Genomic DNA, 23,114 nt, shown 5'->3' with positions numbered 1-23,114 from the left:
TCTGTCCGTTTTCTACCTACATGTGTTCCAGTGCCGTTTTCACGGGTATGCAACCGCTAATTCGGGAGCCGCAGGCTTCCGGCACGTTCAACGCGGCAGGCGACCGCCTCGGCGGTGTCTTCCCTCGCATCCGGCCGGCGGAGCCTTCGGACGGGCGGATCCCATGACGGAGTGATCGACTGGGGAGTGGCGATCATGAAGTGCGGACTGCAGGTGGCCCTCGGTGTCGCCGCGGGTTACTTTCTCGGACGGCATCACAAGTTGCGCGCCGCGCTCGCGCTGGCGGCGGCGGGCGCGACCGGCAAGCTCGGAAAGCTGGGCGGCAAGGAAGGCGCCGGCGGCGACCTGCTCCAGCAGGGCATGAAGCTGCTCACCTCCTCCCCCGAGCTGGAGAAGATCACCAACGCCGTCCGCGGCGAACTGCTCGAGGTGGGCAAGGCCGCGGCCCGGGCGGCGGCCAGCAGGCAGATCGACACCCTGACCTCGAAGCTCCACGACCGCGCGGAGTCACTCAGGACCAAGGCGCAGGGCGCCGAGGAGGAACCCGAGGAAGAAGAGGAAGAGGAGGAGCGCCCCAGGCGCCGCGCCGCCCGAGGCAGGGGCAGGACAGCCCGGGAGGAACCCGAGGCCGAGGAGGAGGAGTACGAGGAGGAAGAGGAAGAGGAGGAAGAGGAGGAGCCTCCCCCGCGCCGCGCCGCGGGCAGGGGCAGGCAGGCCGGCAGGACGCGCGCCGCTCGGGAGGAGCCCGAGGAAGAGGAGGAGGAAGAGGAAGAGGAGGAGGAGGAACCGCCGCGAGCCAGGGGAGGCAGGCGCCGCGCCGTACAGCGCGAGACGACGCCGGCCCGTGAGCGGCCGGTCCGCAGGGCGCGGGGGTGACGTCCCATGGCCGAAACCTCCAGGGGCGGCGGACTGGTCCGTGAGGTCGAGCGGGCGCTGCCCGTCGACCAGCTCACCGACGAACTCCGCAACCTCGCCGAGGCCCTCGGTGACCGGGTCCTTTCCTCGGTCACCGACAAGGTCGACGACCTGACCGGTCGGCTGACCGACTACCTGCAGAACAGCGACTCCGGTCTGCTCGGGCTCGCGGGCTCCGTCATCGGTTCCAAGCATCCAGTGGCCTCCGGGCTGAAAGGGGTCGTCAAGATGGCGGGAGGCGGCCTGCTCAAGAAGATCACCGGTGGTAAGGGCGGCGGCGGCAAAGGCAAGAAGCTCAAGGTCACCAACATCGTCGAGTCCATCGACGTCGGCGCCCCGCGACGGCTCGTCTACGACCAGTGGACCCAGTTCGGGGGCTTTCCCAGCTTCATGAAGAAGGTGGAGAACGTCGACCAGGAGTCCGACGAGAAGAACCAGTGGCGGGCGCAGATCTTCCTCTCCCACCGCACCTGGAAGTCGACGATCATCGAGCAGGTGCCGGACCAGCGGATCGTCTGGCGGTCCGAGGGCCCGAAGGGCTACCCCAACGGCTCCGTGACCTTCCACGAGGTCACCCCCGACATGACCCGGGTCCTGCTGGTGGTCGAGTACTACCCCAAGGGGCTCTTCGAATACACCGGCAACCTCTGGCGGGCCCAGGGCCGGCGGGTGCGCCTGGAGCTCAAGCACTTCAGGCGGCACGTCATGCTGCAGACCGTCCTCAACCCCGACGACCTGGAGGGCTGGCGCGGCGAGATCCGCGACGGCGAGGTCGTCAAGGACCAGGAGACCGCGCTGCGCGAGGAGGAAGAGGAGCGCGAGCGCGAGGAGGCCGGCGGCGAGGAGGAGCCCGAGGAGCGGGAGGCCGCCGAAGGCGCCGAGGAGGAGGAAGGGGAGCCCGAGGAGGAAGAGGGCGAGGAGGAAGAGGAAGAGGAGGAGGAACCGCGGGCCGCGGGCGGACGGCGTCGCGTCGCGCCGCGCCGCGAACAGGCCGCGCGAGGTCGCCGGGCCGAACCGGAGCCGGAAGAGGAAGAAGAAGAGGAAGAGGAGCCTCCCGCCCGCCGGCCCCGCCGTAGGGCCGCCGCCCGGAACGCCTGACCGGGAAACCCGGGACGCCCGGCCTGGAAACCCGGGACGTCTGACCCGGAAGGCCGGGGCGCCTGATCGGGGAGGACCGGGACGCCTGACCCGGAGGCGCCGGAACGCGTGGCTCGGGAGACGCGGAGCGAACACGGAATCGGAGGAGGGCCAAATGACCATCGTGCAACCTTCGGCGGGTGGAGGCGGAGGAGGTGGCCGCGGAGGATCCTCGTCGGGCCTGGCAGACGTCATCGACACGATCCTCGACAAGGGCCTCGTGATCGACGCCTTCGTCAGGGTCTCGCTCGTCGGCATCGAGATCCTCACGATCGACGCGCGCATCGTCATCGCCAGCGTCGACACCTACCTCCGCTTCGCGGAGGCCACCAACCGGCTGGACCTGGCGGAGACCGGCGGCAAGGGGCTGCCGGAGGTCCTGGAGGGCACCACGCAGGGCATCAGCAGATCGAAGACCAAGGGGATCGCCCAGGGAGCCATCGAGGCCGCCGGGGAGAAGCTGCGTGACTTCGTCTCCGAGGCCGAGCAGGAGCGCAGGCCGGCGTCCCGTCGCCGGAGGGAGGAGTACTGACATGCCGGGCAGCACCGGAAAGACGGCGACCACCGGATCGGAGCAGACGGCGCGGGAGCCCGCGCGGAGGACGACCGGCAGGACGGCGGACGAGACCGACGGGAAGACGACCGCGAAACCGGCCCGCAAGACGACCGGCAAGGCGGCCGGCAGGACCAGCGGCAAGGCGGCCGGCAGGACCAGCGGCAAGGCGGCCGGCGAGACGAGCGGTAAGGCCGCGCCCTCCCGGTCCGGCGGAGCCGCCCGGCGCGGGCCCACCGGCTACGCCTACGTCTACGGCATCGTCCCGGCGGACGTCGAGACCGAGCCGGGCACGCTCGGCGTGGGCGACGGGGAGGTCACGCTGGTACGGCACGGCGAGATCGCGGCGCTGGTCAGCGACATCGTCCTGGACCGCCCGCTCGGCAGGCCCGACGACCTGCTGGCCCACGAGCAACTGCTGGACGCGACCGCCGCCGAGGTGCCCGTGCTGCCGTTCCGCTTCGGGGCGGTGATGACCGGGCCCAAGGAGGTGGTGGAGGAACTGCTGGCCCCGCACCACGACGAGTTCCTCGCCGCGCTGGAGGATCTCGAAGGGCGCGCCGAGTACGTCATCAAGGGCCGCTACGTCGAATCAGTGATCATCAGGGAGGTCCTCGACGAGATCCCCGAGGCCGGACGGCTGCGCGAGGAGGTCCGCGGGCAGCCGGAGGAGGCGACCTGGGACGCGCGGATCCGGCTCGGGCAGATGATCGGCGAGGCGGTGGCGGCCAAACGCGACGCCGACACCCAGGAGCTCGTCGAAGCCGTCGCGCCGCTGTGCGTCGCGGTCTCGGTGCGGGAGCCGACCCACGAGCAGGACGCCGCGCACGTGGCCGTCCTGGTGGACGAGGAGCGGCAGGACGAGTTCGACGAGGCGCTGGACGACCTGGGCGACCGCTGGGCCGGCCGGATCGACCTGCGGCTGCTCGGCCCGCTGGCGCCGTACGACTTCGTGGCGGCGCCACGACCGGAGGAGTGACACGGTGGACCTGCTGTTCGACCTGACCGTCGGCCTGCCGCTGCTGCCGCTCCGCGCGCTCGTCAAGATCGCCGAGGTGATCCAGGACCAGGCCGAGATGGAACTGCACCATCCGGCCGCGGTCCGGCGGCAACTGGAGGATCTGGAGGAGGCCAGACGCTCCGGGGAGATCTCCGAGGAGGAGGAGAGACAGGCCATGACGGAGATCCTTGAGCGGATGGTGACCCAGCCCGGCCTGCCCCGCGGCGCGCCCGCGCCGTACGACGGGGAAGAGGAGTGATCGGCGTGCCCACCAGGCGGAGAGCCCGCACCGGGGACGACAGGGCCGGCGCCTCCGGAGACTACGAGGACGAGCCGCTGGAGGAGCGCGGCGGTGCCGTCGAGGACGACCTGGCCGAGGACGAGGAGGAGTTCGAGGAGGAGCGCGACGAGCCGGCGGACGGGTCCCGGCGCGCCCGGCGGCGGCCGCGCGCCCTGACCGCGGCCACCGCCGGCCGTGCCGGGCTGGAGCAGATCGGCGACCTGACCGGCCGGGAGCCGGAGGGCGTCACGTTCGTGCAGCCGGACCAGGACGGCTGGAAGGTCGGGATCGAGGTCGTCGAGGACCGCCGTGTCCCCTCCTCCGGCGACGTCCTGGCGCTCTACGAGATCCAGCTCGACGCGGACGGCGACCTCCTCTCCTACCGCAGGACGCGGCGCTACAAGCGCGGCAGGGGCGACGAGTAGCGGAGGTGGCGAAGTGACCGATCCGACACGGTACGGCTCCGCCTCCCCCGCCTACGGGGGCAGGCCGCCCGCCCGGCGCGAGTCCACCACCAACCTCGGCGACATCCTGGAGCGGGTGCTCGACCGGGGCGTGGTGATCGTCGGTGACATCCGGGTGAACCTGCTGGACATCGAGCTGCTGACGATCAAGCTGCGGTTGCTGATCGCCTCGGTGGACACCGCCAGGGAGCTGGGCATCGACTGGTGGGAGCACGACCCGTGGCTCAGCCGGCCCGACCACGACCTCTCCGAGGAGAACCGCCGCCTGCGCAGGCGGCTCGCCGAGGCGGAGAACGACCTCGAATACCGGGACTACCCGCGTGACCTCCGCGAGGGCCGCGAGCGGCGGGAGGAGTTCGAGGAGCGCCGGCGCCGCCAGGAGCTGGGCGACGCTCCGGAGGAGCGCCGCTCCCTCCGGGGTTCGGGCCGGACCGGCGGCGGGCGCCCACGCGAGGCCGGGGAGTGAAGGGGAGAAAACAAAGGAGTGAGATATGCCGGACACCGGCACGTATGTCTATGCGATCACCCGGGACACGGACGCTCCCGGCTCCGCGGGCCTGACCGGCGTGGCCGGCACGCCCGTGCGGACGGTGGCGGACGCCGGCCTGGTCGCGTACGTGAGCACCGTGCCGCTGGACCGGTTCGGCGAGGAGCCGCTGCGGCGCTCCCTGGAGGACCTCGACTGGGTGAGCGAGATGGCCCGTGCCCACCACCGCGTCGTGGAGGCGGTGGCCGGGACCGCCCCGACGGCGCCGGTCCGGCTCGTGACCGTCTACGGCGGCGACGAGCAGGTCCGCGAGCTGCTGCGGGACCGGCGGAAGGACTTCACCGCGCTGCTGTCGCAGGTCGCCGGGCGCAGCGAGTGGGGGGTGAAGGCGTACGCGCGGCGCGAGACCGCCCCGCCACCCGGAGAGGAGGCCGCCGGGGCCGCCGGATCCGACAGCCCCGGCATCGCCTACCTGAAGCGCCGCAGGGCGAGCCTGCGCGGCCGGGAGGACGCGTGGCGGGTCGCGGCCGACCAGGCCGAGCACGTCCACGCCGCGCTGGCGGCCGTCTCCGTCGCGAACAGGCGGCACCGGGCCCAGGACCCGAGCCTGTCCGGCCGCGAGGAGGCGATGGTGCTCAACGGCGCCTACCTCGTCGACGACGACCGCGGCGGCGAGTTCGCCGCCGTCGTCGACTCGCTGCGGGGGCAGGGGGCCGACATCGAGCTGACCGGCCCCTGGGCGCCCTACTCGTTCACCGCCCTCGACCTCGGCGCGGTGGACGCCGGAGGCGTGCGATGACCCACGAGGGGCCGCGGGGCGCGGCGCTGGCCGCGGAGGGGCGCCTGCCCCCGGAGCGCGTGGCGCTCGTGGACCTGCTGGACCGGCTGCTGGCGGGCGGCGTCACCGTCAACGGCGACGTCGTGCTGTCCATCGCCGACATCGACCTGGTGCAGATCTCCCTGCGCCTGCTGATCATGTCCGTCCGCGAGTCCGAGCCCGCCGGGCAGGGGACCCGGCACGGACGGGAGACCTGGCATGGACCGCCGTGAGCCGCCCGGGAGGGGCCCCGGGGACCGCCCGTACGGCACGGCGCCGCCGGACGGCGAGGCCGCGGAGCCCGCGCGCGGGTTCGTAAGGAATCCTCCGGACGAGCCGGGGGCCGCGGAACCCACACGTGGCCTCGTGGGAGATCTGCCGGACGAGCCGGAGGCCGCGGGTCCCGCGCCGGGCGGGGGACGCTCGGCCCCCCGCCGCATCAGGACCGATCCCGAGCACGTCGAGCGTGACCTGAGCTGTCTCGTGCTCACCGTCGTCGAGCTGGTGCGCCAGCTCGTGGAGCGGCAGTGCGTGCGGCGGATGGATCACGGCGACCTGGCCGACGAGCAGGTCGAGGCGCTCGGGCTGACGCTGATGCGGCTGGACGAGGCGATGGACGACCTGTGCGACCGCTTCGGCCTGGAGCGGTCGGACCTCAACCTCGACCTCGGGCCGCTGGGCACCCTGCTCCCCCGCGACTGACGGGCCCGCGGGGAGGGCGGGGCAGGGCCGGGTGCGGCCACCGGGAGGCGGGCCCGCGCCGCCACGGCCGGGCCGGACCCGCCGTGTCCGCCGCCGGTCCGTGTCCGCCGTCAGCCCCAGTGGGGCGGGCGCTCCTCCAGCAGGCGGGCGTCGTCGTCGGACCGCCGCCAGTCGCCCCAGCCGACGTCGGTGTCGTCGGAGGTCTGGTCGGGCAGGATGGGCGGGCCGTCATCGGACAGGTCGACGGGCCGCAGGTCGTCGGGCTCGTACGTGCTCACCCGTCCATGCTAGTCAGAAACGGCCCCGTTTCGGCGTGAGCCTCCGGGGGAGTGAGGGGGCGAGCCGCCGCCCGGCGGTCTCCTCCCCCACCCGAAGGGCACCGCATGGGACAGCGCGCGCCGTACGACAGGGGTGGGCTCGCGGCCGGCGCCGGCTCCGCTCCCCCGGTCCCGGTCCCGCCGGAGGCGTCCGCGTGAGGCGGCGCGCGTCGTCCGGCTGGGACGGGCGGGAGGTCACCGCCGTCGCGGGGATCCCCATGTACGCCGCGGTGCTCGGCCCCGCGTCCGCGCCCGAGGTGGTGTGCGTCCACGGCCTGGGCTGCTCCCACCGCCACTTCCTTCCGCTGGCCCGCCACCTGGCCCCGGCGTCGCGAGTGGTCGCGGTGGACCTGCCGGGGTTCGGCCGGACCCCGGGGCCGCGCGAGCCGCTGGACATCCGCGGCCTGTCCCTGACGCTGGCCGGGTGGCTGCGCGCCACCGCGCGCGGCGGTGGTCCGGGCCCTGCGCTCCTCGGCGCTCGCCGGGGTGATCCCCGCGGCCGGCGCGTCACCGGTCACCGGTCCCGGGGTCCGGCGGAGTCGGGGCCGGGGCCGGGGCCGGCGGGACGGGATCCGGGCCGTCACGCGGGACCCCCGGCCGGGCGGGGCGGATGATCCGCGTGCGGGGACAGCCTGAGGTCCCGGCGGGTACGATGCCAGAGCAGGTGTGATCTCCCCCTGGCACTACCCCCGTGAGGCGGCCATGGCAACGCCATCTGGATGGCGGCGAGACGGCAATCTTCCCAACGAGCTGACCAGCTTCGTGGGGCGCACGAGGCTGCTGGCCACGCTCCGGCAGCGCCTCGGCCGGCACCGCCTGGTCACGGTGACGGGCATCGGCGGCGTCGGCAAGTCGCGTACGGCGCTGCGCATCGCGCACCTGATGCGCAGCCAGTTCAAGGACGGCGTGTGGTTCGCCGACCTGGCCCGGCTGCAGGACTCCGGGATGGTCCGGCACACGATCACCGCGGCCCTCGGGATCGCCGACCAGTCGTCCCGCTCGGCTAACGAGACCCTGATCGAGTGGCTCGGCGACCGCGAGATCCTGCTGATCATCGACACCTGCGAGCACCTGGTCGACGCCTGCGCCGAGCTGTTCGAGGAGCTGCTGAGCAACGCCGGGGGCCTGACCATCCTGGCGACCAGCCGCCAGTCGCTGAACGCCCGGGGCGAGCACACGATCGCCATCCCGCCGCTGGCCGTGCCCGGTGACACGCCCGGCGAGGACGTCTTCACCAACGAGGCCGTGCAGCTGTTCGCCGCCCGGGCGAGCGCCGTGGTGCCCAACTTCGTGCTGGACGAGCACAACATCGGCCCGGTCTCCGAGCTGTGCCGCCGCCTCGACGGCATCCCGCTCGCCATCGAGCTGGCCGCGGTCCGGATGCGGGCGCTGTCTGTGGAGCAGATCCTGGGCCTGCTGGCCGACCGGTTCAGCCTGCTCGCCGGGGCCAGCCGTACGGCGCTGCCCCGGCACCAGACGCTGCGCGCCGCGATCGGCTGGAGCCACGAGCTGTGCGAGCCCGCCGAGCGGCTGCTGTGGGCCAGGCTGTCGGTCTTCGCCGGCGACTTCGAGCTCGACGCCGCCCGCTACGTCTGCTCCGGCGACAACCTGCCCGCCGAGGACGTCATGGACCTCATCTCCAGCCTGGTGGAGAAGTCGATCCTGCTGAGCGACGGCACCCCCTCGGGGCACCGCTACCGGCTGATCGACACGCTGCGCCAGTACGGCGAGGAGTGGCTGGAGAAGCTGGGCGAGACCGACCGCGTCCGCAGGAAGCACCGCGACTACTACCTCCAGCTCGCCAGGCGGAGCGAGGACGCCTGGTCTGGTGCCCGCCAGGTGTACTGGTACGTCCGGATGCGCCATGAGCACGACAACATCAGGGTCGCCCTGGACCACTGCCTGCGCGACCCCGCGGAGGTCCAGGAGGGGCTGAAGCTGCTGTCGTCCCTGTGGTTCATGTGGGTGGACTGCGGCCTGGCCCGCGAGGGCAGGCTCTACCTGGAGAAGACCCTGGAGCTGGCGCCGCAGCCGAGCGCGGAACGGTGCAAGGCCCTGTGGGTGCTGTCCTACGTCCACAGCGCGCAGGGCAACATCGCGGGGGCCGTGGACGCGGCCGAGAAGTGCAGCTCCGACGCGGTCCGGGTGGGCGATTCCGGAGCCGTCATCCTCGCCACCAAGATGCTCGGCACGGCGGCCTTCCTCCAGGGTGACCTGCAGAAGGCCAGCGCGCTGCTCGGCGTGGCGATCGAGTTCCACAAGAGCGGCCGGGAGCTCAACCCGGGCCTGCTGCCCTCGATCGTCGAACTGTCGATGGTGCTGCTCATGCAGAACGACCCGGCGGAGGCCGAGACGCTGCTGCGCGACTGCATCGCGGTCTGCACCCAGCGCGGCGAGCTGTGGCTGCGCTCCTACGCCATCTACGCCCTGGCCAGCGTCTGCCAGGGGATGGGTCGCGTCTCCGAGGCCATGGACAACGCCCGCGAGGCGCTGCGGCTCAAGCGCTACTTCCACGACGTGCTGGGCATCGGCCTGGCGATCGAGGTGGTCGCCAGGCAGGCCCTGGACGCCGGGCAGCCGGGGCTGGCGGCGCTGCTGATGGGCGGCGGGCAGGCCAACTGGCGCACCTTCGGCATGCCGCAGATGAACTCGCCGTTCTTCAACTCCGAGCACGACCGGTGCGTCAAGGAGTGCAAGCGGGTCCTCGGCGAGGAGGAGTTCGAGGAGGCCTTCGCCCAGGGCAGGAGGCTCAACCTGGACGAGCTGATCGAGCTGGCCCTCGGCGGCGACCCCGACGACCCCGCCACCCAGCGGCGGTGACCGCGGCGGATCAGCGGAAGGCGTGACCCGGCCGCCCGGGACGGTCGGCGGAAGGCGTGACCGGCCGTCCCGGATGATCCGCGGCGGTCAGCCGGAGGCGAGCCCGGCCGCCCGTTCCCAGGCGCCGGTGTAGCGGGAGCTGGTCAGCGAGTAGTCGATGCTCCCGCTGATCCAGAACTCCAGGCCGCTCAGGTAGGCGAGCACCGCCTCGGAGCCGAGCGCCTCCAGCGACGGGCGGGCGGCCACCATGTCGGCGATGGCCCGGTCGCGCATCCCGGCGATCAGCTCCATCGCCCGCTGCCGGGAGCAGCGGCGGTGCCGGGCGAGCACGGTCACCAGGTTGTTGCGGGCGTTGACGCCCTCGTTCTCCTTGGCGTAGGAGATGAGGTCGTTGTCCCAGACGACGACGTCGTTGGCGTGCCCGGTGACCGCGCGCACGAGAGGGTGGCGCCATTCGCCGGGGGTGAGGCGGTGACCGTTGACGATGTCGATGAGCGCGAAAACGGTGAGCATCGCCCCGGTCCGCCGCCGCATGAAGACGTAGTCGGCGAGGGAGGGCACCACCCGGTCCTCGCGGTTGGCGGCCTCCCACACCTGCGCGGACAGGTAGTCCCTGGTGGCGGCGCACCAGCGTTCGAGTTGGTCGGCGTCGCCCGAGGCGGCGATCCTCCCCCTGATCTCCAGCAGCGCCCTGGCGAACGCGTCGCCGGGCCGGCCCGCGGACTCCGGCTCGTCGAGGACCGCGAGGAAGCGGGGCAGCGCGCGGGCGATCTCCGCGGCCCGCCGGTCCGACTCGCAGAAGACGTCGTCGAAGGCGAACAGCCACACGCACCAGTCGGTCACCAGGCGGAGCGCGTCATGGTCGGCATGGGGGTAGGTCCGGGCGCAGAGCCAGCCGTATCCGGCCCGGCGATAACGTTCCACCATTTCGTCGTCGAGCATCCCGGAGTCGGCGAGCCACTCCAGGGTCTCCTTGTCCGCCTGGTCGGCGTACGGACTGACCTGGCTGGGGAACGGGCAGGGAAGCGGTGGGATGCGAAGGGGCCGGGATGCCCGTCGGGCGGTCGTGGTCTCCACCCGTCAAGAATGGACGAACACCGAACGTTTTCCTATACACCCGTAAATACCAACTTCAGGTTTTCGGCCGGTTCTGAAACCATTTCAGATATTCGTCGTTTCCGAACATCCGCGCCGTGTCCGCCGCCGACGGGGTGCCCGCGTACGGATCGGCGCCGGCCTCAAGGAGCGCCCGGACCACCTCGGGCTCCTTCTTGAAGACCGCCCCGGCCAGCGGCGTCTGCCCGCGGTCGTTCGGCCTGCCGGGGTCGGCCCCCAGCTCGGCCAGCGCCCGGACGGTCGCCGCGTGACCGTGGTAGGCGGCGAGCATCAGCAGGGTGTCACCTTTGTCGTTGGCCAGATCGACCGGCACCCCGGCCTCGACGTAGGCCCGGAGCAGGTCGGTCTCCCCCGCTCTGGCCAGGCCGAACAGGCGGGTGGCGAACTCCTCCAGCTCCGGGTCAGGCTGCATGTGCTCCATTCTGCCCCGATAGGGTGCCCAGTGATCGCCGTGGACGGCGGAATTCACCGGACGCCCCACGGGTTCTCCTGAAGAGACGACTGACGAAAGGCTGGAAGTACGGTGTCAGACCCGACGGATCTCTACCGGCTCGGCGGTGACCTCCCTGAGCTGACCGATCCGGTGCTGCTCTACCACTTCGACGGTTTCGTGGACGCCGGCGCCGCGGGGCGCCTCGCCATCGGCCACCTGCTCGCCGAGCTGGAGCACCGGGTCATCGCGACGTTCGACGTGGACCGCCTGCTCGACTACCGCTCCCGGCGGCCGGTGATGACGTTCGACACCGACCGGTGGTCCGGCGTGGAGAGCTCCGAGCTCGTCCTGCGACTGGTCCACGACACCACCGGCACGCCGTTCCTGCTGCTGTCCGGTCCCGAGCCCGACTTCCAGTGGGAGCTGTTCGTCGCGGCCGTCGGGACGCTGGTCACCCGGCTGGGCGTGGGCACGCTGGTGACCGCGCACGGCATCCCGATGGCGGTGCCGCACACCCGCCCGCTGGGCGTGACGAGCCACGCCACCCGCCCCGAGCTGGTCGCCGGCCGGACCAGCGTCTTCGGCGAGGTGCGGGTGCCGGGCAGCGTCGCCGCGCTGATCGAGTTCCGGCTGGGCGCCGAGGGGCACGACGCCCTGGGGCACGCGGTGCACGTCCCGCACTACCTCGCCCAGGCGGAGTACCCCGCGGCCGCGGTGACCGCCCTGGAGTCGATCACCGGCAGCACCGGCCTGGTGTTCCCGCTGGAGGGCCTGCGCGAGGCCGCGGCCAAGACCGACGTCGAGATCGCCGAGCAGATCGAGGCGTCCGCGGAGCTGTCCACCGCCATCAGCGGCCTGGAGCAGCAGTACGACGCCTTCGCCGCCGGTTCCGAACGCGGCAACCTGATCGCCGAGCCGTCCGAGATGCCGACCGGCGACGAGCTCGCCGCCCAGTTCGAGGCGTTCCTCGCCGAGCGGGACGAGCGGCACGGTGACTGACGCGGTGACCGACGCGGCGGCCGGCCCGGCGACTGACGCGGTGACCGGTACGGCGGCCCCCGGGGACGGCGCGGCGGCCGGCCTGCGCGTCGGGCTGGTCGGCTACGGCGTGGCCGGGGCGTTCTTCCACGCCCCCCTGATCGCCGCGACGCCGGGTCTGCGCCTGTCGGCGGTGGTGACCGGCAACCCGGAGCGGGCCGTCGAGGTGCGCCGCAGGTACGGCGCGCGGGCGGTGGGCGACGCCGCGGAGCTGTGGGAGGAGAGCGACCTGGTGGTGGTCGCCTCCCCCAACCGCACCCATGTTCCGCTGGCCCGGGCCGCGCTGGAGGCGGGCCTGCCGGTGGTGGTGGACAAGCCGCTCGCCGCGACCGCGGCGGAGGCGCGCGACCTGGCGCGGCTGGCGCGCGAGCGCGGCCTGATGCTGACGGTCTTCCAGAACCGCCGCTGGGACGGCGACTTCCGGACCGTCGAGCGGCTGGTCTCCTCCGGCGAGCTCGGCGAGGTCACCCGGCTGGAGTCCCGGTTCGAGCGCTGGCGTCCCGTCCCCAAGGGCGGCTGGCGCGAGACGGGCGGCGCCGAGGAGCTCGGCGGCCTGCTGTACGACCTGGGCAGCCACCTGGTGGACCAGGCCCTGCGGCTGCTCGGCCCGGCCATCGAGGTCTACGCCGAGTCCGACGTGCGCCGTCCGGGCGTCGCCGCCGACGACGACACCTTCGTCGCCCTCACCCACGCGGGCGGCGCCCGCTCCCACCTGTGGGTCAGCTCGGTCGCCCCGGTGCTCGGCCCCCGCTTCCGCGTCCTGGGCTCCCGGGCGGGATACGTCAAGCACGGCCTGGACGTGCAGGAGGAGCGCCTGCGCGCGGGCGCCGATCCGGGCTCTCCCGGCTTCGGCGAGGAGCCGGAGGAGCGCTGGGGCGTCCTGGGCACCGACGACGACCATCGCCCGGTCCGCACCGAGCCGGGCGCCTACCTCGACTTCTACCGGGGCGTGGTGGCGTGCCTGCGCGAGGGCGCCCCTCCCCCGGTGGACCCGGAGGAGGCCGCCGGGGTCCTCGCCGTCCTGGAGGCCGCCCGGCGGTCCGCTGCCGAGCGCCGCGTCGTCCCGCTCTGAGGGCCCGGCGGCGAGGCTCGGCCCTCCCCGGGCCGAACCCTCGCCGGCGACCGCCGTACGGCCGCGCCGCCCCCGGGTTACCCGGCGGAGTCGTCACCGGTCCGCCGGGTCGCCCGGGGGGCGGGTCAGTCGCGCAGACGTGAGCGCAGGGCCTCGGAGTCGCGGCCGGTCCATCCCTTGGACTCCAGCCACACCAGCGGGCCGCCGAAGCGGTCGTCCAGGACGCGCAGGAACTGCCGGAGATACTCCGGCCGGGGGCGGTGGTCGTCGGCCGGGCGGGAGTCGAGGTCGTCGCGGTAGGTGGCGCTGGAGCGCAGGCGGGCCAGGATGCCCTCCAGACGGTCACCGGTGGCGACGTAGTCGGCGATGATCGCCTCCCGGGTGGCCCCGGCGATCTCCAGGGCCAGGGCGCAGACGACGCCGGTGCGGTCCTTGCCCGCCGCGCAGTGGACGATGGCGGCGCCGTCGTCGTGGGCCATGGCCCGCAGGGCGGCCACCACGGCGTCCGGCCGGTCGCGCAGGTAGCCGTAGTAGAAGCCGGTCACCCGCAGCTCGGCGAGGTCCTCCTCCCCCCGCTCCTTCCAGGGCAGCACCCGCGCGCCGTCGATCGTGTCGGCGTCGACGTCGGTGCTCCCGCCGCTCTCGGCGAACAGCGTGAGGTGGTGGATGTTCACCTCGGGGACGGCCGTGAGCGGCCCCGGCCCTTCCAGCGACACCTCGGCGACCGAGCGCAGGTCCACGACGTGGCGCAGCTTCAGCTCGCCGACCAGCAGCTCGACGTCGCGCTCGGTCAGCCCCTGCAGGTTGTCGGACCGGTAGACCCGGCCGAATCGTGTGGTCCCGCCGTCCACCGTCGCGAGCCCGCCGAGGTCGCGCACGTTGACGGCACCTTCAAGATCGATCCATCGCGTCAGCTCGTTCATCACCGGGAGCCTATACGGCGGAATATGTCCGCGCAGGGAACAACCAGCGCCCGTTGTCGTAAATGTCGGACCGCATCCCCGGAGTCCGGACCAACGGGCACGGCCAATATGTTGATCGGGTGCTTTCCGTATCCCTCGACACCGTCCGTGTCTTCCTTCATGTGCTGGCCGCCACCGTCTGGGTCGGCGGGCAGCTCACCCTCGCCTTCCTCGTCCCCTCGCTCCGTACGGCCGGCGAGGGGGTCACCGGCACCGCGGCCCGCGCGTTCAACAGGGTCGCCTGGCCGGCGTTCGCCGTCCTGGCCGCGACCGGCGTCTGGAACATGCTCGCCGTCGACGGCGGCGACCCGGCCTACAAGACCACCCTGCACGTGAAGATGGCGGTCGTGGTGGTCTCCGGCGTGACGGCGTTCCTGCACGCCCGCGCCCGGAGCCGGGGCGCGATGGCCGCCTTCGGCGCGCTCAGCGGCCTGTCGGCGCTGGCCGCGCTGTTCCTCGGCGTGCTGCTGGGCTGAGTCGCGGCGATCAGACGCTCGGCGCGGGGGACGGACGGTCCGTCCCCCGCGCCGCCGCGTTTACAGGCCGACCACGTGGCAGGTGGCCGTGGCCGTCCGGGTCGGGTCGCTCTCGGAGGTGGCGGTCAGGGTGACCGTGGCCAGGCGGCTGCCACCGTCGGCCCGCACCGCGTTGACGGTCACCGCGGTCCGGTCACCGAAGTCCGCGGTCGCGAGCGCGTTGGGCAGCGACGCCGTCCAGCCGCGGCCCTGGACGACGGCCGACAGCCGGTAGACGTCGCCGCCGAGGTAGGCGCGCACGTCCTCGGGGTGCCCGGCGCCGGTCCCCGCGGCCCGGTCGGTGTTGAACAGCGGGAACCGGCAGCTCGACAGGCCCTTGCCGGCCGGGACGCCGGCGGCCGGGAGCAGCCGCACGCCGCGCCGCTGCGGTCCCGCGCCGTCCAGGGAGCGGACCGCGACCTTGTAGGACAGGACGCCCGCCGCGTCGCGGCGCAGGTCGAGGACGTAGAAGTGGAGCCGGTTGGCCTCGTCCACGTACTCGAACTCCGAGCCGGAATCGGTGCCCGCGTGGAACAGCGCGTCCGACAGCTGGCGGTAGTCGCCGATCGTGATGGGCACGGCGGTGCCGTCGGGCAGGACGTAGTCGGTCATGCCGATGTCCTGCGGGTTGGCGTCGACCACCCACTCGAACGGCGCGCGGTCGGCGTTCTTGGTCTTGGCCAGCAGCACGCCCGAGTCGGGGGTGAAGGAGTCGGCGCCCATCCGGTCGACGACCTCGACGGTGTAGTTGTCGTAGCCGCCGCCGTCGCACATCGGATCCTTCGCGACGTCGCAGGCCGGGGCGCGGTCGCCGTCGCCGAAGGCGATGTTGACCCCGGACAGGCCCTTCGGCCCCGGCTGCGCCACCCGGGCGGTCACCTCGGCGATGACCACGCCCGAGTCGGCGAGCGCCCCGCGCGACAGGCGCAGCACGTTGCGCTCGTCCACCATCTCCAGCTTGATCTTGTTGCGGAGCATGTGCTGGGCGCCCATGGAGCCGCCCCCGGTGGCCGGGATCAGCCAGCGGCTGTGCGGCCCGCCGGGGCCGTTGAAGCTGCCGCGGCTGAGCATCTCCCAGATGCCGGTGTAGGCGCGCCGCGGCGGCACGCCGAAGGGGTTGTTGTAGTTGTCGCCGATGCCGAGGATGTGGCTGAGCTCGTGGGCGTAGACGCCCTGGCCGGAGCTCTCGGCCTGGGTGGACGACCCGCCCCCGGCGTTGGGCCAGATGGAGGCGGCCGAGGCCCAGGAGGTCCAGTCGACGTAGCGGGTGTCGGCCCAGTTGGGCAGGCTCGGGTCGGGCGGGCCGAAGTCGTCGGTCACCGCCTCCTTCGTCGGGAACTTCATCTGGCCGAACTCCTGCCAGGTGGACGACTCGTCCTGGCCGGCGCTCAGGAAGAAGACGAAGTCGAACCCGGCGGGCACCTCGGCGCCCTCGGCGGCGGCCCAGGCCGCCTTCCCGTCGGTCCGGATGTTCCGGTCGCAGGTGTCGCCGGCCGGGCAGGCGCCGCCGCCCTGGAACTCCATGCCGTACTCGTGCGACTTGCCGGGCATCCGGTAGGGGCCGAAGGCCGTCAGGTCGACGCCGTAACGACCGCCGGAGTCCTCCATCCAGTACTCGTGGATGGTGTGGCCGCGGTTGAGCGGGCCGGGGGTGTTGAGGAAGTCCTTGTAGAACCGGGCGACCTTCTCGCGCGGGATGTCGTGCGCCTCCGCGCTGGGGTTGCCGAAGACGGTCGAGCCCTGGGGCCGGGTGACCACGAACGACTGGTCGGGGTAGTCGAGCAGGACCAGCGCGCCGCGGAAGGTCCGCTTGGACCCCTTGACCGCGGGATCGGCCCAGTCGACGCCCGGGGGCTTGGTGTAGTCGGCCCACGTCATGTGGTCCGGGTTCTTCCAGTTCTGCGGGTCGATCGGGGCGGGGAGGCCGGGCTTGGCGCGCAACACGGTCGTGGAGCCGGCGGGGGCGTCCTGCTGCCAGGGCTGGGTCCGGGGCCACTGGTTCAGGCGCCAGGGGGTCGCGGGGTCGGCGGCGGAGGTGGCGCGGGCGGCGGCCTGGCCGGCGGGGTCGGCCGAGGCCGGGACGGAGGCGAGGCCGACCGGGATCAGCACCGCCGCCGCCACGAGAACTTTGAACAACCGTGGGGGGTGAGTCACGACAGACGACGCTATAGACCGCTCCGCCGTAGATCAACGGTCAGCCGCCCTCGTCTCTCCCGCATGCGAGCGGTCCGCCGCCCTCCGCCCCTCTCACACGCGAGCGGCCCGCCGCCGTCGCCTCTCCCACACGCGAACGGCCCGCCGTCCCGGAGGGAGGACGGCGGGCCGCCGCCGCACCTTCGGTTCCCAGGAGGGTGCGACGTCTCAGCGGGGTCATCCGGACCGGACCGCGTTCACGATCACGGCCAGGAAGACCAGTGTGACCGCCCCGGCCACCACCATGCCGCGGACCGCCGACCACGCCGCCGACTTCGCGTCCGTGATCTTCGCCGCGGCCTCGGCCGCCGCGCTCACCGCCTTGCCCCATCCGAGCCAGGCGTCCACCGTCCGCTGGAACCGCCGGCCGACGAAGAACACGACCGTCGCGACCAGGACGAGGATCAGGACCCGACCGTCCGAACCATCCACGGAGAAACCCCCAACCGGGACAAGCACGGGTAAGTTACTTTGCGTATTCTATCGGCTACACAAATGACAGGGAAGGCTCTCTCCACGTCTCCGCCCTCTCCCGCGTCGGGAACCGCCGTGATCCTCCGGGAGGTTTCTGGCAAAGTGACAACGCCCAACCCCTCAGCGAGGACGCGACGATGACCAACCCCTACCAGAGCCAGGACCCGCAGCCCGGTTACGGCCACTACTCCCAGGGCGGTTACACCCACCAGAGCGGTTACGCCCAGGGCGGTTACACCCAGGACCCGTACCAGGCCGGGCAGCCGTACGGCCAGAGCGGCCACACCCAGGACCCGGGGCCCCACTCCCCCGGCCAGACCCCCTACACCCCCGGCCAGTACACCCCGCCCACCTACCAGCAGCCGGCCCCTCCGCCCGGCGGCACGCGGAAGGGGTTCTTCGCCCGCCTCTTCGACCTGAGCTTCGACCACTACGTCACGACGAGCATCATCAAGGTGATCTTCGTCATCCTCGTGGTGGTCGAGGTCCTCTGGGCGCTCTCCACGCTGGCCCTCGCCTTCGACACCGGCCCGGAGAGCGGCGTGATCGCCCTGTTCCTCACACCGATCGGGCTGTTCCTCGCCATCCTGCTGACCCGCGTGTGGATGGAGCTGCTGGTGGTCATCTTCAAGATCAAGGAGGATCTGGGCGCCATCCGCGACCGCGGCGGCCTTTAGAGGGACCCCGTGCCACCGGGAAGGGGGATCCCGGCGGGGCGCCTGCCGCACGGGCCGTCCGGGTGACCCGCGGGGAACCCGCCCCGGGCCGCGCGCCGGGGTCAGAGGACCCGCAGCGCCAGCAGGCAGACGTCGTCGGTCGCGTTCTCCTCTCCGAGTTCCCGCAGGACGCAGACGAGGTTCTTCTCCGGGTCCCCCTCGGCGCAGCGCCCGGCGGCGTCGAGCATCGCGTTCAGGCCGACGTCCAGACTGCGGCCGCGGCGCTCCACGACGCCGTCGGTGTACAGCAGCAGCAGGTCGCCCCGGGCGAGCTGCGTCGTGGTCAGGGTGTAGTCCATGTTCTCGAACGCGCCGAGCATGGTGCCGTTGCTGGTCTCCAGGAAGACGGCCTTGCCGTCGCGGACGAGGACGGGCGGCAGGTGACCGGCCGAGACCCACTCCAGGGTGCGGGTGGCGGGGGTGAAGTGCCCGATGACGGCGGTGCCGGTGACGGTGATGTTCTGGTTGGCGTGGAAGGCGAGCTCGTTGAGCCACCTGGCGAGCCGGTCGGCCGGGGCGCCGGTGTAGGCGAGGCCGGCCAGGCCGCTGCGCATCTGGGCCATCAGGCTGACGGCGCTCAGGCCGTGGCCCATGGCGTCGCCGATGGCCACCAGCACCCGGCCGTCGGGCAGCGGGCGCACCTTGAACCAGTCCCCGCCGAGGTGTTCGAGCTCACCACTGGGCGAGTACCTCACGCCCATGTGCAGGCCGGGCAGGTCGAACACGCCGTGGTGGGTGGGCATGATCGTGTCCTGGAGGGCGAGCGCCACCCGGTGCTCCTCCTCGGCCCGGTGCCTGGCCTGGTGCGTCTGGTCGCGGGCCTCGGCCAGCGCCCGTTCCCGGCGGCGGTCCGCGGTGACGTCCTGGGCCATGGCGCGGACGGCGAACGGGAAGCCGGATCCGTCGAGCACCGGCTCGGCGGCCAGGCGCACGTGCCGGATGCCGTGCCGCTGCTGGACGCGGAACTCGTGCTCGACCGACTCCCGGTGCTCCAGCAGGGTGCGCACCACCTCCTCCACCGCGCCCAGGTCCTCCGCCACGACCGCCTCGGGGAGCTGCTCGAACGGCAGGGGCCCCTCCGCCGTGTCCCGGCCGAACATCTCGTACATCGGGAGGGTCCAGATGGTCCGGCCGCTGGCCAGGTTCCACTCGGCCCAGCCCAGGCCGGCGATCCGCTGGGCGCGTTCCCAGCCGGTGATGAGGCGCTCCTCCTCGTCCAGCTCCTGCCAGGTGAGCAGGATCCCGTCCGCGACCCGGCTCGCCCGGACGCTGATCGAGCGCGGCCACAGCCGGTCGTTCCTGGCCTCGACGTACTCGAACGGTCCCCGCTGGAACGACTCCCCCGTCTCGAAGACCCGGATGCACTCCTCCAGCAGCCCGGCGCGCATCACCCCCGGGGAGAACTCCAGGAGCCGGTGCCCCCGGAAGACCTCCAGGGGGCGGCCGGTGACGTCCTCGCCGCTCTCCGTGGTCGCGACGACGAGGAAGTCCACCAGCCGGCCCGTCTCGTCGGTGACCGGGCTCAGGTACATGGCGCACAGCGACATCGCCTCCATGACGGGGGCCGCCCATTCCGGCGGGTCCACCCGCGGTGCCTCCGGCGGCTCCCCGGCCCGTTCGTCCACGGATCGGGCGACCTCCAGCAGGTCCACCCCGCTCTCGTGCGACAGCCGGGCCAGGTGGGCCGCGGCCTCCTCCGGCCGCACGTTCATCCGTACGGCGAGGCGGCACGTCACCTGGTCGAGGATCGCCGCCCGGCGCATGCGCCGCCTGATCAGCTCGATCCTCTCGCGCACCAGCGCCTGAGCGGCGGCCCGGCGTTCACCGTCCCCCTGGTCGGGAATCGCCATTCCACCTCCCGGGTCCGATTCCCAGCCTGTCGCCAGGATGACCACGAAGAGGTTGGACGAACTTACAGATAGGCCCCTAATAATTCCTCAGCGCCAAATGATGTTTCTTTACTGACAAAAGAACCCTGACACGCCCGGCCGTGATCACCCTCCGGCTCCGTGCCCCCGTCGCGCCGAAATCCGGACGCGCAGGTCACGGGCGGTTCGCACGGCCGCTCCCCCCGTCTCAGAGCAGCCGTGTGCGAATCTTGACACGCACCCGCAACAAGTCCGTTATGTCCAGAGGTTGACCTTGAATGGCGATATGCGGGACCCTCCCTGAGGGTCCCGACCCGTCTCACCCGGAGCCGCCAATGAACAACCTGGCCTCTCCCGTACTCGTTGGACGCACCTCTGAGCTGCGGGTTCTGATCGAGGCGATGGCCCGCCCGCCGGCCGTGGTGCTGGTGGAGGGAGAGGCGGGCATCGGGAAGACCCGGCTCGTCCACGCCGCACTGGACCGTCTCGTGTCCGGCGACCGGCCCGTCCTCCTCGGCTACTGCCACCAGATCCGCGAGCCCTTCCCGTACGGTCCCGTGGTGGAGGCGCTCCGCGAGGTCGCGGGCCGGCTGCCGGCGGCCGAGGTCCTCAACCCGGTCACCGGCGTGCTCCGCGACTACCTGCCCGAACTGTCGCACGCGCTCCCGCCGCCACCGCCGCCGCTGAATGATCCGCGGGCCGAACGGCACCGGCTGTTCCGCGCGATGCGCGCCCTGCTGGCGGCCGTCGGACCGGCCCTGCTCGTGATCGAGGACCTGCACTGGGCCGACGACGGGACGCGGGACCTGCTGCGGTTCCTCGCCGACCAGCCGCCCGAGGGACTGACGGTGGTGGCGACCTACCGGCGGGAGGACCTGAACACGCCGGGCCTGCCGCTCGGCCGCGCCTACCGGCGCCCTCCGGGCACGACGAGCCTGGTGATACCGCTGCGGCCGCTGGACGCCCCGGAGGTGAACAGCCTGGCCTGCGCGCTGCTGGACCGCTCCGCACTGCCGCCCGCCTTCGTCGCGCGGCTGCACGAGCACACGGCGGGCATACCGTTCGTGGTGGAGGAGGTCGTCCGCTCCCTGCCCGACGCGGAGGGGCCCGAAGCGCTGGATCGCGCCGGGGTGCCACTGCTGCTGCGTGAGGCGATGGCCGAGCAGATGGCCGGTCTGCCCGCGGCGGCGGTGAGCGCCGCGCAGGCGGCGGCGGTGCTGCGGCTCCCCGTGGACGAGCGGCTGATCGCCGCGGTCAGTGGGGCCCCCTCCGGGCTGGGCCAGGCGCTGCGCGCCGGCGTGCTCCGTGAGCATCCCGGCGGCCGCTACGGCTTCCGCCACGCCCTCGCCCAACAGGCCGTTTACGACGCGATCCCGGGTCCGGACCGCCGCCTGGCGCATGAGCGCGCGATGGCCGCGCTCGCGGCGGTGACCCCTCCGCCATTGGTCCAGCTGGCCTTCCACTCCCGGCAAGCCGGGGACATCGGCGCGTGGCTGCGCCACGGCAGAGCGGCCGCCGACCGGGCGGCCGCGCTCGGCGACACCGCCCTGGCGGTCGAGGTGCTCGACGGCATGCTCGCCGATCCCGACCTGCCCGCGCCCGAGCGCGGCCCCCTCTCGCTGGCGCTGAGCCGCCTGGCGGCGACCGGGCTGTCGTACCAGCGGGTGGTGCGGCTGCTGCGCCGCCTGCTGCGGGACGACTTCCTCGCCCGCGAGGTGCGCGGCGAGGCACGTCTCAACCTCGGACTGATGCTGTCCAACCAGGCGGGCGACATCCCCGCCGGACGCCCCGAGGTCCTGGCCGCCGTCGCCGAGCTGCACGACCGGCCGACGCTGGCCGCCCGCGGCTGGGCCAGCCTCGCGCTGCCGGAATGGGGGACCGAGTCGCTGGCGACGCACGCGGAGTGGATGGCCCGCGCCGAGGCGCTCGTCGCGATCACCGACGACCCGGAGCTGGCGGCCGCGGTCCTGGCCAACCGCGCCTCGTTCGAGATGTCGATCGGCTCCCGGGACGCGTTCGCCATCGCCGCCACGCTGCCCGTCTCCGACCCGTCCGTGGCGGTCCGGCGACAGGTCGCCCGCGGTTACTGCAACCTTCACGACTCGGCGACCACGCTGGGCCACTACACCGCGGCGGAGGAGTTCGGCAGGCAGGGGCGGCGGCTGGCCGCGGAGACGGGGGTGCTGTTCCCCGCCTACACCGTCGATGTCGCGACGGTCCGCAGGCGTTGGCTGACCGGCCGGTGGGAGGGGCTCCGTGACCAGGCGATCGCCCTGGTGGAGCTGGCCACGGAGGCCCCGCTGATCGCGGTGGACGCCTGGCTGGTGCTGGGGCTGCTCGCCCTGGCCACCGGTGAGTGGGAGGAGGCCCGCAAGTGCCTGTACAGCGCCGGCATGGACGCGCCGGACGCACGCTTCCTGCCGATCGCGGTGGCCGCCGCGGGCGGCCTGGTGGAGCTGCACCTCGCCCGCGGCGCGCTGAAGGACGCGGTCACCGAGGCCGTGCAGGCGGCCGCCCGGATGCGCCGCAAGGGGGTGTGGGCCTGGGGCGCCGGCCTGATCCCCTCCGCCGTCACCGCGCTCGCCCAGGCCGGGCGTGTCCAGGAAGGGGCCGAGCTGGTGACCGAGTTCGCCGACGGGATCACCGGCCGTCTCGCCCCCGCCGCGCACGCCGCACTCGACCACGCCCGGGGCGCGCTGGCCGCCGACCGGCGGCCGGACGAGGCCGCGGACTTCTTCGCCCGCGCCCGGGAGGCGTACGCGGCCCTGCCCCAGCCCTACACCGCGGCGCGGGTAGGCGAGAGCGAGGCGCGCGCCAGGCTCGCCCTCGGCGACCGCTCCGCCGCCGCGGCCCTCGCCGAGACGGCGGAGCGGTTCGGCGAGCTCGGCGCCACCCACGACGCCGCGCGCTGCCGGCGCGCGCTGCGCGACCTCGGTGTGGAGTCCCCGCTGCCGCGGGGCCGCAAGGGCAACGCCGGCGCGCTGTCGCAGCGGGAGAAGGAGGTGGCCCGGCTGGTCGCGCTCGGCCGGACCAACCGGGAGATCGCCGACGTTCTGTTCCTGTCGACGCGCACGGTCGAGACCCATGTCGCCACCGTGCTGCGCAAGCTCGGCCTGCGGTCGCGCACCGAGGTCGCCCCGCCCGTCTGAACGCGCCCGGCCCGCGCGTCGCCCCGTCCGCCTCCGGGGACGGCACCCGTCCGTCGTCTCCGGCCCGGAGACGACGGACCGGAGAC

Annotated in this window: 24 protein-coding genes; 17 read left to right on the top strand and 7 right to left on the bottom strand. The window is 73.1% G+C overall.

Going from position 1 to position 23,114, the window contains the following annotated elements; genetic code table 11:
• Positions 1-171 precede the first annotated feature (171 nt).
• From HDA43_RS27565 to HDA43_RS27520, 10 genes are all read left to right on the top strand, one after another.
• On the top strand, positions 172-876 hold the full coding sequence (locus HDA43_RS27565) for a hypothetical protein (RefSeq protein WP_179826827.1): 705 nt from the start codon (positions 172-174) through the stop codon (positions 874-876).
• Between the two features lie 6 nt (positions 877-882).
• The gene (locus HDA43_RS27560) at positions 883-2,013 is read left to right on the top strand and encodes an SRPBCC family protein (RefSeq protein WP_179826825.1); all 1,131 of its coding nucleotides are present in this window, start codon (positions 883-885) and stop codon (positions 2,011-2,013) included.
• 154 nt (positions 2,014-2,167) lie between these two features.
• Positions 2,168-2,584: a gas vesicle protein GvpJ gene (gene gvpJ / locus HDA43_RS27555; protein WP_179826823.1), complete on the top strand. Its 417-nt coding sequence runs from the start codon at positions 2,168-2,170 to the stop codon at positions 2,582-2,584.
• Between the two features lies 1 nt (position 2,585).
• Complete coding sequence (locus HDA43_RS27550) at positions 2,586-3,584, top strand: GvpL/GvpF family gas vesicle protein (protein WP_179826821.1); 999 nt, start codon at positions 2,586-2,588, stop codon at positions 3,582-3,584.
• 4 nt (positions 3,585-3,588) lie between these two features.
• On the top strand, positions 3,589-3,864 hold the full coding sequence (locus HDA43_RS27545) for a gas vesicle protein GvpG (RefSeq protein WP_179826819.1): 276 nt from the start codon (positions 3,589-3,591) through the stop codon (positions 3,862-3,864).
• 5 nt (positions 3,865-3,869) lie between these two features.
• The gene (gene gvpO / locus HDA43_RS35460) at positions 3,870-4,310 is read left to right on the top strand and encodes a gas vesicle protein GvpO (protein ID WP_312873571.1); all 441 of its coding nucleotides are present in this window, start codon (positions 3,870-3,872) and stop codon (positions 4,308-4,310) included.
• A 13-nt stretch (positions 4,311-4,323) separates the two neighbouring features.
• Complete coding sequence (locus tag HDA43_RS35455; protein WP_179826818.1) at positions 4,324-4,815, top strand: gas vesicle protein; 492 nt, start codon at positions 4,324-4,326, stop codon at positions 4,813-4,815.
• 25 nt (positions 4,816-4,840) lie between these two features.
• A complete protein-coding gene (locus HDA43_RS27530; RefSeq protein WP_179826816.1) occupies positions 4,841-5,635 on the top strand; it encodes a GvpL/GvpF family gas vesicle protein in 795 nt (264 codons plus the stop codon).
• Positions 5,632-5,886 (top strand): gas vesicle protein, encoded by a 255-nt coding sequence (locus HDA43_RS27525; RefSeq protein WP_179826814.1) that lies wholly within the window; start codon positions 5,632-5,634, stop codon positions 5,884-5,886. Before HDA43_RS27530 ends, HDA43_RS27525 begins: the two co-directional genes overlap by 4 nt.
• A 133-nt stretch (positions 5,887-6,019) precedes the next feature.
• Entirely contained in the window at positions 6,020-6,355 is a 336-nt protein-coding gene (locus tag HDA43_RS27520) for a gas vesicle protein K (protein ID WP_312873570.1), read from the top strand.
• 110 nt (positions 6,356-6,465) lie between these two features.
• Here HDA43_RS27520 and HDA43_RS27515 read toward each other — a convergent pair whose 3' ends face one another.
• Positions 6,466-6,633 (bottom strand): hypothetical protein, encoded by a 168-nt coding sequence (locus tag HDA43_RS27515; protein ID WP_179826812.1) that lies wholly within the window; start codon positions 6,631-6,633, stop codon positions 6,466-6,468.
• A gap of 194 nt (positions 6,634-6,827) precedes the next feature.
• Between HDA43_RS27515 and HDA43_RS27510 the strand changes: the two genes are divergently transcribed.
• Together HDA43_RS27510 and HDA43_RS27505 are read left to right on the top strand one after the other, a co-directional pair.
• Complete coding sequence (locus tag HDA43_RS27510; protein WP_218912658.1) at positions 6,828-7,286, top strand: alpha/beta fold hydrolase; 459 nt, start codon at positions 6,828-6,830, stop codon at positions 7,284-7,286.
• An 88-nt stretch (positions 7,287-7,374) separates the two neighbouring features.
• Positions 7,375-9,492 carry an ATP-binding protein gene (locus tag HDA43_RS27505; RefSeq protein WP_179826810.1) on the top strand — a complete coding sequence of 706 codons (2,118 nt, stop codon included), beginning with the start codon at positions 7,375-7,377 and terminating at the stop codon, positions 9,490-9,492.
• Between the two features lie 87 nt (positions 9,493-9,579).
• On the opposite strand, the gene HDA43_RS27500 is transcribed toward HDA43_RS27505, so the two are convergent.
• Both HDA43_RS27500 and HDA43_RS27495 read right to left on the bottom strand, forming a co-directional pair.
• Complete coding sequence (locus HDA43_RS27500; RefSeq protein WP_179826808.1) at positions 9,580-10,569, bottom strand: 4-epi-cubebol synthase; 990 nt, start codon at positions 10,567-10,569, stop codon at positions 9,580-9,582.
• A 55-nt stretch (positions 10,570-10,624) separates the two neighbouring features.
• The gene (locus HDA43_RS27495) at positions 10,625-11,029 is read right to left on the bottom strand and encodes an ankyrin repeat domain-containing protein (RefSeq protein ID WP_179826806.1); all 405 of its coding nucleotides are present in this window, start codon (positions 11,027-11,029) and stop codon (positions 10,625-10,627) included.
• 102 nt (positions 11,030-11,131) lie between these two features.
• Here HDA43_RS27495 and HDA43_RS27490 point away from each other — a divergent pair, with 102 nt between their 5' ends.
• Together HDA43_RS27490 and HDA43_RS27485 are read left to right on the top strand one after the other, a co-directional pair.
• On the top strand, positions 11,132-12,040 hold the full coding sequence (locus HDA43_RS27490; RefSeq protein WP_179826804.1) for a proteasome assembly chaperone family protein: 909 nt from the start codon (positions 11,132-11,134) through the stop codon (positions 12,038-12,040).
• Between the two features lie 40 nt (positions 12,041-12,080).
• A complete protein-coding gene (locus HDA43_RS27485; protein WP_446697296.1) occupies positions 12,081-13,151 on the top strand; it encodes a Gfo/Idh/MocA family oxidoreductase in 1,071 nt (356 codons plus the stop codon).
• Positions 13,152-13,276: 125 nt separating this feature from the next.
• Here HDA43_RS27485 and HDA43_RS27480 read toward each other — a convergent pair whose 3' ends face one another.
• A complete protein-coding gene (locus HDA43_RS27480; RefSeq protein WP_179826801.1) occupies positions 13,277-14,074 on the bottom strand; it encodes a tyrosine-protein phosphatase in 798 nt (265 codons plus the stop codon).
• Positions 14,075-14,193: 119 nt separating this feature from the next.
• Here HDA43_RS27480 and HDA43_RS27475 point away from each other — a divergent pair, with 119 nt between their 5' ends.
• The gene (locus HDA43_RS27475) at positions 14,194-14,589 is read left to right on the top strand and encodes a hypothetical protein (RefSeq protein ID WP_179826799.1); all 396 of its coding nucleotides are present in this window, start codon (positions 14,194-14,196) and stop codon (positions 14,587-14,589) included.
• Between the two features lie 60 nt (positions 14,590-14,649).
• Here HDA43_RS27475 and HDA43_RS27470 read toward each other — a convergent pair whose 3' ends face one another.
• Both HDA43_RS27470 and HDA43_RS27465 read right to left on the bottom strand, forming a co-directional pair.
• Positions 14,650-16,782, bottom strand: a complete 2,133-nt coding sequence (locus HDA43_RS27470; RefSeq protein WP_312873569.1) for a M6 family metalloprotease domain-containing protein — start codon at positions 16,780-16,782, stop codon at positions 14,650-14,652.
• 216 nt (positions 16,783-16,998) lie between these two features.
• Positions 16,999-17,253: a hypothetical protein gene (locus HDA43_RS27465; protein ID WP_179826797.1), complete on the bottom strand. Its 255-nt coding sequence runs from the start codon at positions 17,251-17,253 to the stop codon at positions 16,999-17,001.
• 179 nt (positions 17,254-17,432) lie between these two features.
• Between HDA43_RS27465 and HDA43_RS27460 the strand changes: the two genes are divergently transcribed.
• Positions 17,433-17,972, top strand: a complete 540-nt coding sequence (locus HDA43_RS27460; RefSeq protein WP_179826796.1) for a DUF4282 domain-containing protein — start codon at positions 17,433-17,435, stop codon at positions 17,970-17,972.
• A gap of 101 nt (positions 17,973-18,073) precedes the next feature.
• On the opposite strand, the gene HDA43_RS27455 is transcribed toward HDA43_RS27460, so the two are convergent.
• Complete coding sequence (locus HDA43_RS27455; protein ID WP_179826795.1) at positions 18,074-19,861, bottom strand: PP2C family protein-serine/threonine phosphatase; 1,788 nt, start codon at positions 19,859-19,861, stop codon at positions 18,074-18,076.
• Between the two features lie 353 nt (positions 19,862-20,214).
• Here HDA43_RS27455 and HDA43_RS27450 point away from each other — a divergent pair, with 353 nt between their 5' ends.
• Entirely contained in the window at positions 20,215-23,028 is a 2,814-nt protein-coding gene (locus tag HDA43_RS27450) for an ATP-binding protein (protein ID WP_179826794.1), read from the top strand.
• Positions 23,029-23,114: the final 86 nt, after the last annotated feature.

Origin of the sequence: Streptosporangium sandarakinum (assembly GCF_013409935.1) — a bacterium.
Lineage (GTDB): Bacteria > Actinomycetota > Actinomycetes > Streptosporangiales > Streptosporangiaceae > Streptosporangium > Streptosporangium nondiastaticum.
Note: the sequence above shows the minus strand (reverse complement) of the source record. Positions and strands in the feature narration are given on the sequence as shown.

Bases quoted from the DNA above. Each gene is read 5' to 3' on its own strand.
- gvpJ (WP_179826823.1), top strand. From the start codon at position 2,168: ATGACCATCGTGCAACCTTCGGCGGGTGGAGGCGGAGGAGGTGGCCGC.
- HDA43_RS27455 (WP_179826795.1), bottom strand. From the start codon at position 19,861: ATGGCGATTCCCGACCAGGGGGACGGTGAACGCCGGGCCGCCGCTCAG.
- HDA43_RS27460 (WP_179826796.1), top strand. From the start codon at position 17,433: ATGACCAACCCCTACCAGAGCCAGGACCCGCAGCCCGGTTACGGCCAC.
- HDA43_RS27505 (WP_179826810.1), top strand. From the start codon at position 7,375: ATGGCAACGCCATCTGGATGGCGGCGAGACGGCAATCTTCCCAACGAG.
- HDA43_RS27480 (WP_179826801.1), bottom strand. From the start codon at position 14,074: ATGAACGAGCTGACGCGATGGATCGATCTTGAAGGTGCCGTCAACGTG.
- HDA43_RS27495 (WP_179826806.1), bottom strand. From the start codon at position 11,029: ATGGAGCACATGCAGCCTGACCCGGAGCTGGAGGAGTTCGCCACCCGC.
- HDA43_RS27550 (WP_179826821.1), top strand. From the start codon at position 2,586: ATGCCGGGCAGCACCGGAAAGACGGCGACCACCGGATCGGAGCAGACG.
- HDA43_RS27525 (WP_179826814.1), top strand. From the start codon at position 5,632: ATGACCCACGAGGGGCCGCGGGGCGCGGCGCTGGCCGCGGAGGGGCGC.
- HDA43_RS27560 (WP_179826825.1), top strand. From the start codon at position 883: ATGGCCGAAACCTCCAGGGGCGGCGGACTGGTCCGTGAGGTCGAGCGG.
- HDA43_RS27450 (WP_179826794.1), top strand. From the start codon at position 20,215: ATGAACAACCTGGCCTCTCCCGTACTCGTTGGACGCACCTCTGAGCTG.
- HDA43_RS27530 (WP_179826816.1), top strand. From the start codon at position 4,841: ATGCCGGACACCGGCACGTATGTCTATGCGATCACCCGGGACACGGAC.